Source organism: Mixta hanseatica (genome assembly GCF_023517775.1).
In the GTDB taxonomy this organism is placed as follows: domain Bacteria; phylum Pseudomonadota; class Gammaproteobacteria; order Enterobacterales; family Enterobacteriaceae; genus Mixta; species Mixta hanseatica.
The window spans coordinates 2,733,761-2,749,233 of sequence record NZ_CP082904.1; the positions used below are offsets into that span (position 1 = coordinate 2,733,761).

General features: G+C 49.4%; 12 protein-coding genes. 1 reads left to right on the top strand and 11 read right to left on the bottom strand.

What is annotated here, in order from left to right:
* Window positions 1-384 precede the first annotated feature (384 nt).
* Window positions 385-1,398 carry a UDP-glucose 4-epimerase GalE gene (gene galE / locus K6958_RS13170; RefSeq protein ID WP_249891517.1) on the bottom strand — a complete coding sequence of 338 codons (1,014 nt, stop codon included), beginning with the start codon at window positions 1,396-1,398 and terminating at the stop codon, window positions 385-387.
* 49 nt (window positions 1,399-1,447) lie between these two features.
* Window positions 1,448-2,344, bottom strand: a complete 897-nt coding sequence (galF, locus tag K6958_RS13175; protein ID WP_249891518.1) for a UTP--glucose-1-phosphate uridylyltransferase GalF — start codon at window positions 2,342-2,344, stop codon at window positions 1,448-1,450.
* A gap of 378 nt (window positions 2,345-2,722) precedes the next feature.
* Between galF and K6958_RS13180 the strand changes: the two genes are divergently transcribed.
* On the top strand, window positions 2,723-4,558 hold the full coding sequence (locus tag K6958_RS13180; protein ID WP_249891519.1) for a hypothetical protein: 1,836 nt from the start codon (window positions 2,723-2,725) through the stop codon (window positions 4,556-4,558).
* 75 nt (window positions 4,559-4,633) lie between these two features.
* On the opposite strand, the gene K6958_RS13185 is transcribed toward K6958_RS13180, so the two are convergent.
* The 9 genes from K6958_RS13185 to K6958_RS13225 all read right to left on the bottom strand — a co-directional run bounded on the left by K6958_RS13185 (window position 4,634) and on the right by K6958_RS13225 (window position 15,471).
* Complete coding sequence (locus K6958_RS13185) at window positions 4,634-5,641, bottom strand: glycosyltransferase (protein WP_249891520.1); 1,008 nt, start codon at window positions 5,639-5,641, stop codon at window positions 4,634-4,636.
* Window positions 5,638-6,585 (bottom strand): polysaccharide pyruvyl transferase family protein, encoded by a 948-nt coding sequence (locus K6958_RS13190; protein WP_249891521.1) that lies wholly within the window; start codon window positions 6,583-6,585, stop codon window positions 5,638-5,640. Before K6958_RS13190 ends, K6958_RS13185 begins: the two co-directional genes overlap by 4 nt.
* Window positions 6,586-6,596: 11 nt before the next feature.
* A complete protein-coding gene (locus K6958_RS13195; protein WP_249891522.1) occupies window positions 6,597-8,078 on the bottom strand; it encodes an MOP flippase family protein in 1,482 nt (493 codons plus the stop codon).
* A 107-nt stretch (window positions 8,079-8,185) separates the two neighbouring features.
* Complete coding sequence (wcaJ, locus tag K6958_RS13200) at window positions 8,186-9,586, bottom strand: undecaprenyl-phosphate glucose phosphotransferase (protein WP_249894688.1); 1,401 nt, start codon at window positions 9,584-9,586, stop codon at window positions 8,186-8,188.
* 75 nt (window positions 9,587-9,661) lie between these two features.
* Window positions 9,662-10,744, bottom strand: a complete 1,083-nt coding sequence (locus K6958_RS13205) for a glycosyltransferase (protein ID WP_249891523.1) — start codon at window positions 10,742-10,744, stop codon at window positions 9,662-9,664.
* Complete coding sequence (locus K6958_RS13210) at window positions 10,745-11,839, bottom strand: hypothetical protein (protein ID WP_249891524.1); 1,095 nt, start codon at window positions 11,837-11,839, stop codon at window positions 10,745-10,747.
* Window positions 11,840-11,871: 32 nt separating this feature from the next.
* Window positions 11,872-12,777, bottom strand: a complete 906-nt coding sequence (locus K6958_RS13215) for a glycosyltransferase family 2 protein (RefSeq protein ID WP_249891525.1) — start codon at window positions 12,775-12,777, stop codon at window positions 11,872-11,874.
* Window positions 12,778-12,846: 69 nt separating this feature from the next.
* Window positions 12,847-15,024: a tyrosine-protein kinase Wzc gene (gene wzc, locus K6958_RS13220; RefSeq protein ID WP_249891526.1), complete on the bottom strand. Its 2,178-nt coding sequence runs from the start codon at window positions 15,022-15,024 to the stop codon at window positions 12,847-12,849.
* A gap of 12 nt (window positions 15,025-15,036) precedes the next feature.
* Complete coding sequence (locus K6958_RS13225; protein WP_249891527.1) at window positions 15,037-15,471, bottom strand: arsenate reductase/protein-tyrosine-phosphatase family protein; 435 nt, start codon at window positions 15,469-15,471, stop codon at window positions 15,037-15,039.
* Window positions 15,472-15,473 lie beyond the last annotated feature (2 nt).

Here is a 15,473-nt window from a genome sequence, read left to right on the forward strand (position 1 = left end):
CTAATAGTTTACGATTCTCGTACTATCATCGCGCGCAGACAAGCATAAAATGCCGGACTTACCCGTTGAGTTGTTCGCTTTCAGCCTAAGTACGCCTTGATTGTTTGCTTTACCAACAAAGCGCTCAAAATATCAGCGCTCCGCTCTTCTCTGTTAACGCTTTGGCAATTACTGCTTTTTCACCCTGGATGGTGCTATTTTATCCACTAACGCTTTCTACTAATATCGGGTCTGTTTAGATACCGTTTAGCTAAGGTCTGAAACAGAAATGGCCTCTGTTTCCAGAAGCCATCAATATTCTTACCGCGTCTTACGCTGCGCCACATACTTCATCGAAACAGAAGCGCGCGCTGAACAACAGCTACACATTAGTTTTGCTTACTCTTACCGGTAGCCGTTAGGATTTTTAGATTGCCAGTTCCAGGTATCCCGCATCATTTCATCGATGCCGCGCGTTACCCGCCAGTTCAGCTCTTTATCCGCCAGCGTCGCGTCGGCCCAGAACGCCGCTAAATCGCCATCACGACGCGGTTTAATATCATAAGGAACCGGTTTGCCGGAGGCTTTTTCAAACGCCTTCACCATCTCCATCACCGAGTAGCCTTTGCCGGCGCCAAGGTTATACGCCTTATAGCCCTGCAGTTGCGCCAGATGATCCAATGCTTTTAAATGGCCCTCGGCCAGGTCGACTACGTGAATATAGTCACGCACGCCGGTGCCATCTTTGGTGGGATAATCTGCGCCAAAGATGCCCAGCTTATCAAGACGGCCAATCGCTACCTGAGCAATGTAAGGCAGCAGGTTATTAGGAATACCGTTAGGATCCTCACCGATTTCGCCAGACTCATGGGCGCCCACCGGATTGAAATAGCGCAGCGCAATAGCGGTAAAGTTACTGTCCGCCTTAGCGTAATCCTGCATGATTTGTTCAACCATCAGCTTTGAGGTGCCGTAAGGGCTGGTGGTGCCGCCAATCGGCGTAGTTTCGACATAAGGCACCGGCGCGTTGGCACCATATACGGTCGCGGATGAACTGAAGATAAATTGATAGATGCCGGCATTACGCATCTCTTCCAGCAGCACCACCGTACCTGAAACGTTGTTATCGTAATATTCCAGTGGCTTGCGGGTTGATTCGCCCACGGCTTTTAATCCGGCGAAGTGGATAACGGCACTGATCTGGTTGCTGGCGAAAATGTCACGCAGACAGGCGCGATCCAGAATATCGCCTTCAACAAAGGTGGCTTTTTTTCCGGCCAGTTTCTCAACGCGGTTGATAGATTCCCGCGAAGCATTACTGAGGTTGTCCATTACCACAACGTCGTCGCCGCGCTGCAACAGAGCCAGCACCGTATGAGAGCCGATATATCCCGCTCCGCCCGTTACCAAAATAGCCATGTGAACTCCTTTAATGCCGCGCAAAAGCGCGGCGTGTCAATGTGAGGAATTATTTTGCCAACAATTGTTTGATGGTCTCGTGGAAGGCCGCACCCTGCTGATTGCTACGCAGGCCATAGCTAACAAAAGCCTGCATATAGCCCAGCTTACGGCCACAGTCGAAGCTGTTACCGGTCATCAGGCAGGCGTCTACCGGCTGTTTCTGGCTCAGGCTGGCAATGGCGTCCGTCAACTGAATACGGCCCCACGCGCCCGGCTCGGTTTTTTCCAGTTCAGCCCAGATATCCGCCGACAGTACGTAACGACCAACCGCAGCCAGATCGGAATTCAGCGTTTCCGCATGTTCCGGCTTTTCAACGAAGCGGGTAATGGTGCTGACGCTGCCTTCGTTTTCCAGCGGATCCTGCGTTGAAATCACGGAATACTCTGACAGATCGGCACCCGGCATATGCTTCGCCAGCACCTGGCTGTGTCCGGTATCTTCAAAACGCGCGATCATCGCGGCGAGATTATAACGCAGGTGGTCTGCGGTGGAATCATCCATGATGACATCGGGCAGGACAACAACAAAAGGATTGTCGCCAATCATCGGGCGAGCACACAGTACCGAGTGGCCAAGGCCCAGAGGCTGCGCCTGACGTACGTTCATGATGGTCACGCCCGGCGGACAAATGGATTGTACTTCACTAAGCAGCTGACGCTTCACACGCTGTTCCAGCAGCGCTTCAAGCTCATAGGTGGTATCAAAATGGTTTTCTACCGCGTTCTTTGACGCATGCGTGACCAGAACGATTTCCTTGATGCCCGACCTGACGACTTCATCAACAATGTATTGAATCATCGGCTTATCTACGATAGGCAGCATCTCTTTAGGAATGGCTTTTGTAGCAGGGAGCATATGCATACCGAGACCCGCAACGGGGATAACTGCTTTAAGCTTGGTCATATTTTTTCCATATAATGATGTGAAGACATTCAGCGATTATGCAATAAAGAAGCAATCGTTAAGTATAATCTTATTCTGAAAATTTTCATCGATAATAGTGTTAAAGAAACAAACAATTAAGTCGCCTGGCGTTACGATATTGAATAAATCAAGCCTTACCAGAAAAAACCTGAGCTGCAATAAACGCCCACCGGCTTAATCAACTTATTTCCTGACGGCAAGCACTATTCGCTGAGATTAATCTGATAATAAAACAGGTAACTCCGCATAAGTGTAAAAAAGCGTTTTCTTTTATCTGATTTTAAATATTACAGCTTCCAATTGCCCGACTTAAATGAATAATGAAACCTGGCGTTATCATTCTTAAAAGGGTCAGAGATGAGCATTAATGAAAAAGCCAGTGAAGAACGTATCCACTCGCGACGTAAGGCATTAACCAAAATATTAGCCTCTGCCGCAGCCGTTGGCACCCTCGGTAGCCTGACGCGCGCCAACGCAGCGCCCGCCTCCGCAACGCCGGTGCCGACGCCGGACGGCGCCGCCGGTAAAATCAATGGCGCGCCGGGCATCATCCTCGATCACGCGTCCACCTCATGGGCGAAAATTCGTAATGATATCCAACGCGGCAACGGCCCGGTGGATAATTACGCCGCCCTTCAACAGTTGGTGGAAGATAAAAAATATCTGACTATTGATACGCCGGTCAGTATAAATAAATCCATTAAGCTAACGCTAAAGAACCAAATAATCGAAGGCCGCGGCAACGGTATTATTACCCCATTAGGTAATATGGGGAATGAGTTTTTACTGGAACTGAAAGCGGACGCGACGCAAATTCATGGCATGGTATTCGATAATCCTATGCTATTAAAAAGTGAAACCGGCGGACGTCAGGGCGGAATTATGATTTCCGCTAACTATTGCGAAGTGTCCAACTGCTATTTTTACCGCATGCTGCAGTCGGTTATTGCCCCGGCCAGCTTTGGCGCTTACGGCACCAAAATTACCAATAACTGGTTTTTAGAGTGTCTGGGAGCCGGAACCGGCATGCGCGACCTGCACTCCAAACTGGGTGAGGATCGGGGCGATGCGGTGACTATCTGGGGCTCCGGCACGATTATGACCGGCAACCATGCTTACTGTAAGGCGGGCGAAGATGCGCGTCTGGCGTTTCATGCCGAGGGGCTGCCCGGCGCGCGGAAGCATGTCCGCGACTTCGATCATAAAGATATTATCATGGCGAACAATATGGCGAAGGGCAGCTTCCGTCGTCACTTCGCCATGGAAAATATTAACGGCGGTATCTCGATCGGCAATATTTCGATGGGCGGTGCCACCTGGTGGGGCGAAGCCTATATTCAGTGCAAAAATATCAATGTTAAAAATACCATTCGTTACAGCAACAGCCCCGATATTCTCAACGGCAATGCCTGGCGGCCGATCAAGGCGGCGATAGCCGTGGTCAATTTTAACGAAGGCGTGAATATCGACAGTACCGTTCTGATTGCTAAAGGGACGAAAGCCTACGGTTTCGCTATTGCCACCCAAACCGGCGATCATGATGTGACGCTATCGGGCAGCATGATTAATGAAGGCGCCCGCACCAATACCGCGCTATTTCTGAACCAGCCGAAAAGCTTCCGGATCAACAACCTCGATACCCGCGGCTTTTCGCGCGCGGCGCAAATCACCACCAATAAAGATGTCACCATTACCAGCAACAATAGCTATCACCAGCTTAACGGCACCGGAAAAGGCATGGAGGTGGTAAAAGGCTCTGGCGGGAGCATTGCGATCAATGGCGATACCTATACCGGCGCAACCACGGCCTTTAAGCTGCCTAATGTAGACCACCTGAGCATCCAGAATACCCGCGTTAGCGATTCAGAGCGGTTCGCCGAGCTGAGCGGTATCAAACAGTCGTTGCTGGTCACTAACAACATGGCAACCACGCAACAGGCGATACCGCTGGTTTACAGTAACGGCAGCGCGCCGGATATTAGCTGGAGCGTAGAAGGAAATATCGGTATCCGCAGTAATTTCTCTTATACCAGCGCTCAGATTTCTGCAATTAACTCCGCCCTGAACCAGCGCAGTAAGCATGCCGGTAAAAGCATCAGCGTAAACAATAACGCGGTGTATGTGGCGCTGGGTAGCGCGCCTGACTCTCCGTGGTTAAATATCGCCACGCAGAAAACGGTAAAACCAGCCTAAAAAAAAGCCTCAGCGCACTTGCTGAGGCTTTTTATTGTCGCTGCGCGCCGGGCATCGCCTGCGCGCATGCCCTTATCAAGAAGCCCGAAGCTTCAGGCGCTTTAAGGCGAAATTGAAAACTCGCCAGGCAAAATAGTTGTTTTCCGCCAGCGTAATATCCAGATTGCGATAGCGCGAAGTCAGCGTGTCCAGTTCGCTCTGCGATTTTGCACTGAACTTCACCTCAGACCCTTTCGCTACGCCAATCACATTCAGGATATTTTTCACGATCCGCGCACACAGGTTCTTTCTGGTCTCTTTGTCAGACGTACGCTGCATCAATCCTTCCAGCGCATCACAGGCGCGAAGATAGCCGATGGCGTTTTTCTCTGAGCGCGAGCTTTGCATGATAGAACCGATACGAATACGGCGTTGGAAGTAAACGCTGTCCGTCACGCAGGTTTTAGCCGCGACAAAAAACAGGCGCGGCGTAAATTCTTCATCCTCATGAATAATCGGCAGGAAAAAGAGTTGGTGCTGCGTCTGTAGCCGGCGCGCATAAATGTACAGCCATGCGTTAGGAATAAAGGCGTTGGTTTCCGATAAGGTATTAAACGCCTGCTCACCGCTGGCGAAAATGCGCTCCATGCGGCGGCGATAGGAGATCAAACGCACCTGCTGCGACTGATCCCCTCCTTTGCTTTTTGCTATCGGATCTTCAAACGACTCCGCAGAGAAAGCAAAGATATCCATATCGGGATGCTGTTCCAGCGTTTCATAAAACCGCTTAATCAGGCCATCAACGGAAACATCATCAGAGTCAAAATAGTAGATGTAATCACCAGTAGCGGCACGCGTACCTGTATTGCGTGCCTCACCCAGCCCGCCATTGGCGGTATGAATAATTTTTACCAGCGGGTGCGAGCCATACAGCGTCTCGACCAGGTCGCCGGAGCCGTCTGTTGATCCGTCATCAACGATAATGACTTCCCAGGGCTGGACAGACTGCGTAAGTATTGAATCAACAGCTTCCTGAACATAATCCAGTACGTTATAAACAGGAATAATGATGGAAAGTTTAGGAGTCGTTGGCTCTTCAATCATAAAGTAATCAACTCACAGTCAGGGACATCTTTCGTCCAGGAAGCGTAGTAGCCTGAATTCTTACCGTAGGAGTTGTCCAGCAGTTTGGTTTTCACGCCCAGCAGGCAGCATAAGATATGCCCATGCATACGTGAGGTCACTACCGTATCGTGCGACATAAAGTAAGTGTTCACGCGGTTAACCAGCGTGTCAGTATAATCACTCCACTTCTGCGGCGTATTAAACAGGCGCGTGTTCAGCGTGCGGTTTACACGTTCAAAATTGAGGTAAACCTGCGTTTTGGAACGATCCTGCTCGGTGCAAATGTCTTCCCAGTCTTCAAAGCCTTCTGGCCCAGGCATCCCCGGCAGGCCATCCACTTTCGTCTCTTCAATATCTTTACGGATCATCCACAGCGTATCGCGTTTGATATCATTCGCAGACTGTTTCGGGAAAATGTTCCATAACGCATGCGCCATATCCGGGCACAGGCGGACATCTTTGCAGAAATGCTCTTCAAGAATTTTCTTGCTGCGCTCATCGCGGCAGAAAATGGTCAGGTTTTTATGCTGACGAATAATCTGCGCCGACTGCAGCATCTTAGATTTATCTTTGAAATGCACCGTTTGTGGCATATAGACGATTTTATGGTGCGGGAAACGCTCGACGACCGCTTCACGCAGGCGCTGATGATGACCGTACAGATCGCCAAAGTTACCGCCGCCATGCATCAGCAGGATCACATCTTTGGGCAGGTTACGGTTTTCTGATAACCATTTCATGCTGGTTTTATCGGTACGTCGTGCCAGCACCTGATATTTACGCTCTTTAAAGAACTGCTCAGTACCCTTATAAATTAACAGGTCTCCGACATTAAGATGCAGAGGTATATCGAGATAAACAACCTTGCTGCCAGGGGGAACAACGGCATCAATAACTGACAGGGTGTTTTTAAGTTTATCCATATGGTGCATGATTAGTTTTCCGCTCTTAAAATTCGACGAAGTTTTGGGTTTTTAAACAGGTGACTCTTCATTTCTGTAATGAGTGGATCGCGGCTGATTAATATCGCAATCAGGAAAACCAGCCCACCCGAAATAATCTGGACGGCTAAGAGTACTGGAAGCGCAACCGAAGTCGAGAAGAAGAATCCGATAATCCAGGAAACAATTAATGTCGGTAGCGCCATACGGAATGGCATCCAGATACTATACAGATACTGTTTATAACTTGAACCTAACACCGGACGAATCAGAATAAAGTAGCTCAGCCAGGTATTAAGCACCTGAACCGCTAAAAAGCCTAATGAGGCGCCCAGGCCGCCGCCGATTTTTGCCCCAATCCAGATAGCCGGAATAAACATAAACAGCTTCACAACGTTAAACTTAAAGCTGATATCAACGCGGGCTTTCGCCATCAATAACGAACCAATCGGGTTGCCGATAGAACGCAGCAGGCCCACTACGCATAACACCTGCAAAATCGGGGTAATGAAGCGCCATTTTTCGCCGAACATAAACAGCACGAAGTTTTCCGCTACGACTAACAGCCCTAACAGCGCAGGGAAGTTAAGCAGGCCAACCAGCGAGAGTAATTTGTAGAAGTTTTCCCGCAGCTTTTGCTGATCGTCCTGAATTTTTGAAAAAGCAGGAAACAGTACGCGGGTAATAATAGGGTTCAGTTTGGTCGGCGGCATTACCGCAACGTTATACGCCAGGTTGTACCCGCCGGTAATAGCCGCTCCCAGCGTACGGGAGAGTACCGCCGTCGCCACGTTGGAGTTCAGCTGGTTAACCAGGCTATCTGCGGTAAGATAGGCGCCAAACTTCAGGTTGGACGTAATGGTACGAAAGGAGAATTGAAAGCGAGGCTTATAGGTTTTGCGGCCGTACCAGGAGAACATCAGGGTACGCACCGTTACCATCGCCAGATAGCCCCAGATAGCCGTAATCGCCTGAGGTTTAATCCATGCGGCAACCATAGTCACGATAAAACCAATGGTAACGGCCAGCGTTTCAGTTAAGCCAATTTTAGGAAATTCCAGCTCTTTCTGCAGCAGCGCACGGAACTGTTGCCCATGAGGAATAATCAGAAAGGCGATGGATAACACCTGGATCAGCACTTTTAGGTCCGGCTGTTTTAACCAGCCGCTAATCAAGCCGCTACAGCTAAAGACCACCGCAAACACCGTCAGACCAATAAGAATATTGATCCAGTAGAGCGTTGAAAGTTCAGCTTCAGAAATTTCCCTGCGCTGGATAATCGAATTCGACAAACCGAAGTCGGAAAGCGTATCCGCCAGCAAAATAACCACCATTGCGATAGTAAGCAACCCGAACTGATGGGTATCGATTAGCCTCGCCAGCAGCGTCATTTGCAGGAAGCCAATGCCAATCGTCGACAAGGTCGACATGGCAGACCATTTGGCCCCTTTTACTGTTTTTTCTTTTAAGCTCATAATCCACGTCTAAGCAGGAGTGAAGTCCGCTTTCACTGTGATAAGACTACAAACCGCACCCCGGGTGGGATGCGGTTCCTATCAGGCTGCTCTCTTGTCCGCCATGCTTAGTAGGCGGTTTTGCTGATAAAGCCTTTAAAGAGAGTGAGGAAAATAATGCGCATATCAAGCCACAGGCTCCAGTCACGGATGTACTGCAGATCGAACTCAACGCGTTTTTCCATTTTTTCCAGCGTATCGGTTTCGCCACGCCAGCCGTTAATTTGCGCCCAGCCGGTAATACCCGGTTTTACCTTATGACGCAGCATGTAGCCCTGAATAATAGAGCGGTACTGTTCGTTATGCGCCACCGCGTGCGGACGCGGCCCAACGATTGACATATCGCCTTTCAATACGTTGATAAACTGCGGCAGCTCATCCAGCGAGGTTGAGCGCAGAATACGGCCAACCGGGGTAATACGCGCATCGCCTTTGGTCGCCTGGGTAACCTTGTCACCGTTCTCCATGACGGACATCGAACGGAACTTCCACACTTTGATCGGTTTACCGTCCATGCCGTAACGCACCTGGCGGAAGATCACCGGTCCCGGCGAGGTAAATTTCACCAGCGCAGCAATGGTCAACAGCGCAGGGGAAATAAACAGCAGAATGCAGGAAGAGACCACGATGTCTTCGATACGCTTCAGCACCATATTGATGCCGTTCATTGGCGTTTCGAACAGCGGTACAACCGGCACGCCGTTAATTTCTTCGGTACGCGACTGCAAAATATTAAAGGTGAAAATATCCGGGATCAGCATCACCGAACAGGTAGTATCGGAAAGCTTACCAACCAGCTCACGGATCGCCGTCTCTTCGGACATCGCCATGGCGATGTAGATCTTGTCCAGTTTCCCTTCACGGGCATCAACCAACAGCTGCTCAAGGTTGCCGCAGTAGTTAATATTGCCAGCATCACTACGAGATTCATTAGCAACGTCAGAATAGAGCCCGACAACGTTCATACCCATCCAGGGTGCGTTAATGAAACTATTAGCAAGTGAAACGCCAATGGGCATATTTCCGACGATGGCGACATTGCGCGTATTATATCCAAGCTTGCGGATAATACGGGCGAAGAAACGAATCGCCAGACGGCAACCGATAAAGCCAATCGCGACAATACCGAACCACAACAGATAGGCTCTGAAGTTCAGGTCCAGATCGCTGGCGAAAGACATGACGCCGGCGGTAATTAAAATACTTAACGCCCAGTTTTGCAGAATAAGCTGTAGCTCGTGGGCAAAACTTACGCCGCGCCATGAGCGATAAAAATCAGTAATACCGCCAATCATCTGGAATAGCGCCAGAGCGGTAAGTGAAAGTAGCCACCAGGATGATGAAAAAGGCTGGGATTCAATGCGTGCTAAAATATACAGCCCTGTAAACATCACAAAAATGTCAGAGAAACGCTGTATTATGGAAATAATCGACGCGTTAGTACGGGTACGAAATCCACTCGCCGTCATCATTTTATTATCATCCCTGCCTAATTCATGCATGATTGAAGACATGTCTTAGACCTCGCTGTAGTTAATTGGTGTTCAACGTTTCAGTATGTCGGCATATAAACCATGCGTTTTGGCTATCATAGCCTGCGAAGTAAAATTATTGGTAAATAATTGATTTCCTTTTCGCCCTTTCTCCCTCAAATCAGATTTATCCAGGCGGTTTAATACAGAAAGTAAGGAATCCGCGTCGCCGTTTTTAAACAGGTAGCCCGTTTCATTATTAATAACCACTTCCGGCAGCGAGGTAGCGTCACTGGCAATGATTGGTACTGAATAACTCATGGCTTCCAGCGGCACCATAGCGAACCCTTCCCAGCGGCTGGGAATGACCAGCACGTCCGCAGCGATAAAATAAGGTTCCATCTGGCTGGCTTTTAACCATCCGGTATACTCCGCATCCGGCAGTTTTTCAATTTTTTCGGCGCTGTGCACGCTATCGCCAATCAGCGTTAAATGAATATTGGGATTCTGATTACGCTTCATGGCGTTAAATAAAACATCGTAGCCTTTCTGGTAATCGAACCGCCCAACAAACAGCACATTAATGCGTGGATCATTTAACGTATCCGACTTTTCAATATGCCGCTCTGCGACGCCATTATGAATCACCACCAGTTTATCGGCGCTGATGCCGTGCGCCTTCGCCTGGTCGGCCTCATACTGGCTGACGCAAATAATGGCGTCCGTCATCGGCAACAGCGCTTTTTCGATAAACGAATAGATCTTTTTCTTACCGTTGCTGGTTTGCATCAGGAAGCTAAACGCGTGCGGACAATAAACCACTTTCGGGCGCACAATCGGCCATAGCAACAGCAAACAGGCGCGGCCAATCACGCCGGCAAACGAGCTGTGAAGATGCACCACATCAGGCTTGAACTTAATTACCGTACGGCAAAACGCAGCGGCAAACGAGAATAGCGCACCGATCGACCTGCCCTTACGCTGCCATTTCACAACGTTTTCTGCGTGTGCCGTATCCAGTTCTCCTGCCTGATCCGCCGGGATCAGGCACTGGATTTGATAACTGCCCTTTTCATCCTGTTGTGCCGCGACGAGTTGCTTTAAAACTGTGGCAACGCCACCTTTTATTGTCTCAGCAGCATGAAGGATTTTCATTTATTCTTCCTTTTTAAATTTCCCAAAACTCAAATAGACGTAAAACATTAACGGATAAAACGGCGCCAGGTGTCGTAAATAACTGCCGTAGTCTGGTTCAAACAGGCTCTGAATAACCGTGTATGAAATAATAATCAGTGAAAATAACACCACCAGTGGATAAGTTCTGTCCTGCAGGGCGGCATTCAACGTCTGCCATATTCTTTTGTACATCAGAATAATAAAGGCAGAAATGACCACATAATAAGGAGACAACATTAAAATCAGCGGGAACGGGAAAAAGAACGTTATCCACGTCAGGCTGACGTTTAACCAGCCGAATAAGGGGTTACCCGCCGGGAACCAGGGACGAATCAGCGTATTACTGCCGTCGCCTTCGCTGTCCAGACGGTGTTCATTTACCTCGTTACGGAAGTTATCTACGTCGATACCTAAGCCATACTGGAAGCCGAATGCCAGCACCAGCAGCGAAAGCAGACACAGGATAAATACCCACTTGCCTTTATGAACATAACGCGACATTAACAGCAGGCCATAAAATTCCAGCAGGAACAGGAACCAGTAGGTTCTGAAATAATAGGCGTAAAATAGGGCGAAACAGGTCCATATTAATAGCCCGGCCGTACGATGCGCAAAGGTAATAAGTAAAGGCATCATCATCAGAAATACGATAAAGTCTTTACTCTGCCACGTCAGGTTAATCATCGATGAGAAGCAGAAAAACAGAAACACGCCAATATCGATAACATTCATCGACCCGCCGCGTACCTTAATAAAGATAAAAACAAAGGTACTAATGATAATAATGGCGGAAATCAATGCAAAGACAATCGAGCTTTGTTCAAAACCCAACAGTTTATAAAAGTAAGCTGTGCTGCCGTAAGAGTTACCCGGGCCGAAGCTATAGGTAAACTTCATAAAACTAAAGATGGTAATCTGATCCGAAAAAAAGTATGGCTTCATGACTGACTCTTTTACTAATGCCACTCCCATCATCAGCAGCATCATAAATAAGAACAGCATAAAGGTCATATGTGGATCGAAATAGAGATAGCGATTCTTTCTTATACCTACCTTCATCGATAAAAATTTCATTTTACTTTCGCCATTCCAATTGCTGTTTTAAATCACTTCCCCGGAACAAAGCGTTTCGCGGTAATAGTGGCTAACTTTTTGAATCTTTCGTTCATCATCGCCATAAAATGGCTGAATTTAATTTTTCTCGACAGCAGCAGCTTCAAGTAAATAGCGATGCCTTTCGATTTTTCATTAGAGAGCAAATAGCTATCGGCGATAATTTTTGCGTAAAACCCGAACCAGATATAGCTGGGTACGCGTTTTTTAATGCTTTCCAGCCAGATTAGCGACTTATCGCGCTTGCCGTCCGAAGAGATACGGGCGGTAGAGTCAGAATCGTCATAAATCGTTAGCGGCAGATCGAGATAAAAGAAGCTGGCTCCCCTCTCCTGCAAACGCAGGGCGAAATCCCAGTCCTGATGCTTACGCAGCGTAGGGTCAAACTGGGTCTGTTTGGCAATCGCGGCGTCCAGCAACAGCGTACTGGTCTGAAAGTCGTTGCCCAACAGCAGGAATTCCATAATGGAAGCGTATTTTTTCAGGTCTTTATTACGACGCAGATGCATCCCTTCCGGTCGCTTATTGTATTTCGCCGTCATGCAGACGCGGTTTTTACCCGGCTGCTGACGCAGGTACGCCAGCTGCTTTTCCAGCTTTTCCGGCACCCATTCATCATCGGAATCAAGCAGGGCAATAAATTCGCCGCTGCTGCGCTCAATGCCTTCATTGCGCGGACGCGTACCGCTGCTGTTTTGCGCCAGCTGGATAAAATGCACGCGCTCATCTTTTACGCTCGCCATCACCTCAGCGGTGTTATCCGTAGAGGCATCATCCACCACGAACACTTCAATGTTACGCCAGGTTTGATTCAAAACGCTGTTTAGGGTTTTTAAAATGATGTCGGCACGATTATAGGTAGGAATAACGACGCTGATTAAAGGCGTAGACTCAGTCATAACATCAGTCTCAATGGATTCGTTTTAAAAACCTTAAAAGGCCAGCCGCGAACGGCTGGCACTCTCGTTTTACGGCTTGGTTGATTCGTAGCTATAGTGGTAATAGCCGTAGCCGTAGGCGCTGGCGGCCTTTTTCACCACCAGGTTCAGAATGGCGCCTTTAATCTCAATACCGTTCTGTTCAAAGCGACGTACGCTGACTTCAATCTCTTTCACCGTCGATTTCTCAAACCCTGCCACCACCATGTTGGTGCCGGCCTGCATGCCGATAATGGCCGCATCGGTGACTGCCAGAATCGGCGGCGTATCGATAATCACGATGTCGTACTGTTTCTGCACGCTGGCCATCAGGTCGACAAATTTCTGACTCATCAGCAGTTCAGACGGGTTCGGCGGCAGCTGACCGCGCGGAATAAAGTCGAGTCCGCTGACGTTGGTCGGGCGAATCGCCTGCTCCAGCGTCGCCTGATTGGACAGCAGATCAGACAGGCCATGGCGGTTATCGCTATTGAACAGCTCATGGGAATAGCCTTTACGCATATCGCCATCGATAAACAGTACGCGCTGGCCTGACTGCGCGACGACGGCCGCTAGGTTGGTGCTGATAAAGGTTTTACCGATATCCGGGCTGCTACCTGAAATCATGACAATGTTGTTCGGCGCATCCAGCATCGCGAAGTGCATTGTGGTGCGCAGGCTGCGTACCGCTTCAATCGCCAGGTCAGCCGGGTTGGCCAGCGCCAGCAGCTCGCCGCCGCGCATCGCCTTTTTGCCCTTCTCTTTGCCCACCAGCGCCAGTTTACGATCGCGCTGCTGCTGCCATTCGGAGATAGGAATGCTGGCGTAGACGTTGATACCGCTGTTTTCCAGCTGCTCCGGACTCTCGATGCCGCGAATCAGGATAGTTTTCATCAGCACGTAGATGGTGGAAATCAGCAGACCCAGTACCAGAGAAACCGCGATAATAATTGCAGAGCGCGGCGCAATCGGCTTATTCAGCACCAGCGCCGGGTCAACGATGCGAACGTTGCCCACGGTACTGGCTTTGTTGATGCTCAGCTCTTGCTGTTTGTTCAACAGCTGCATGAACACCGCCTGGCCTGCATCGACGTCACGCGTCAGACGAATAATTTCCTGCTGAGTACGCGGCAGATTGGATACTTTACCCTCAAGCGATTTCTTCTCATCCCGCAGCGTCTTACGCTTTTCTAACAGGGTGCGATATGCCGGGTGCTCTTTGGTATAAAGCTTGGAGATTTCCGCTTCACGGAAGGTCAGTTCGTTCAGCTGGTTATCCACGTTAACCATGGTATCCAGCATCGACTTGGCTTCCAGCGTCAGGTCGACCGAGTCATTTTGCTGACGGAACGCGTTCAGCTTGTTCTCAGCGTCATCCAGTTTCTGACGCACTTCCGGCAGCTGACGTTGGATAAAATCGAGGCTCTTTTGCGCTTCCTCAGATTTACGTTCAACGTTTTGCAGCAGGTAGTTTTCCGTAATGGCGCGCAGCGTCGCCTGCGTCAGCTGTGGGTCAGCACCGTTCAGGGTTAATGCCAGCACGCCGGTATCTTTACCCTGATCTACCACGGTCAGACGGCCTACCAGATCGTTGTAGGTCGGCAGATAGCCGTTTTTCTGCACCACAAAGGTATCGCCCGGACCGGCATTGGTATCAGAAACGAGGATTTTCACCTTGCCCTGCCCTACGTACTGTCCGACTTTGCCTTTTACCAGTTCGCCGTCGTCGCCGGAAAGGGTAAAGGTGTTGTTCTCACCAATAGCCAGCTCCAGCTTCGTGCCGATCAGTTCCGGCGGCAATTCCAGACGGGAAACGGCGGCTTTTTTGTCGTCGTTGCCCATCAGGCGCGCCCAGCCGGCGCCTACTACCGGCAGGTATTTCGGCGAGACGGTAGTTTGCAGGTTAAGATCCTCGATGGTTTTACCCAGCACCATCCGCGACATGATCAGGCCAATCTGCGCATCCGATGCCGGTTTGGTATCCGGCATCAGATTAGAGAGTTGCGTCATCACCAGGTTGCCCTGGTTTTGCTCAACCTGTACCAGCGCATCCGCCCGATAAATCGGCGTGGCCAGAATGGAGTAGATAATACCTATTACTGCGAATAGCGCGGTTACGCCAATAATGAGCCAGCGATGATCGATAATTGAACCGTATAAACGGGCTACATCGATTTCATCTTTGGCATCTGCAATTTTCTGCGAGCTATCTGATTTTTTATTGACCATTATTATGCCTGATTATCGATTTAATGCGTGGGCCCATTTCTGAGCGGCGTCATCCAATAAAAGGTATACAGATTCAAAAGCCTCTATACTTTTTCGATATGGATCCGGGATTTCACGACCGTTGCACCAATGGCCAAACAGCATGGTTTTGCCACGAACTTCCGGGGTAAGATTGCTGATGGCATTGATATGCTGTTTTTCCATCACCAGGATCAGATCGTGTTCCCTGCACATGGCTGAAGTGATTTTGCGTGCGCGGTGTCCCTCCAGCGAGAGGTTGTGTCGCTCTGCGACGGTGATGGCGTTTTCATCTGCTGGATAGTTCACCAGAGCGCCTAATCCTGCCGATTCAACTTTCACATCCGGGCAATAGCGTTTTAATAACCGCTCGCCGGTTGGCGAACGGCAGATATTGCCCACACAGACGATGAGAATTGAATTAAACATAT

Coding starts and splice junctions, on each gene's coding strand:
- galF (WP_249891518.1), bottom strand. CDS start 2,344: ATGACCAAGCTTAAAGCAGTTATCCCCGTTGCGGGTCTCGGTATGCAT.
- wzc (WP_249891526.1), bottom strand. CDS start 15,024: ATGGTCAATAAAAAATCAGATAGCTCGCAGAAAATTGCAGATGCCAAA.
- K6958_RS13215 (WP_249891525.1), bottom strand. CDS start 12,777: ATGACTGAGTCTACGCCTTTAATCAGCGTCGTTATTCCTACCTATAAT.
- K6958_RS13195 (WP_249891522.1), bottom strand. CDS start 8,078: ATGAGCTTAAAAGAAAAAACAGTAAAAGGGGCCAAATGGTCTGCCATG.
- galE (WP_249891517.1), bottom strand. CDS start 1,398: ATGGCTATTTTGGTAACGGGCGGAGCGGGATATATCGGCTCTCATACG.
- K6958_RS13225 (WP_249891527.1), bottom strand. CDS start 15,471: ATGTTTAATTCAATTCTCATCGTCTGTGTGGGCAATATCTGCCGTTCG.
- wcaJ (WP_249894688.1), bottom strand. CDS start 9,586: ATGACGGCGAGTGGATTTCGTACCCGTACTAACGCGTCGATTATTTCC.
- K6958_RS13190 (WP_249891521.1), bottom strand. CDS start 6,585: ATGGATAAACTTAAAAACACCCTGTCAGTTATTGATGCCGTTGTTCCC.
- K6958_RS13185 (WP_249891520.1), bottom strand. CDS start 5,641: ATGATTGAAGAGCCAACGACTCCTAAACTTTCCATCATTATTCCTGTT.
- K6958_RS13210 (WP_249891524.1), bottom strand. CDS start 11,839: ATGAAATTTTTATCGATGAAGGTAGGTATAAGAAAGAATCGCTATCTC.
- K6958_RS13205 (WP_249891523.1), bottom strand. CDS start 10,744: ATGAAAATCCTTCATGCTGCTGAGACAATAAAAGGTGGCGTTGCCACA.
- K6958_RS13180 (WP_249891519.1), top strand. CDS start 2,723: ATGAGCATTAATGAAAAAGCCAGTGAAGAACGTATCCACTCGCGACGT.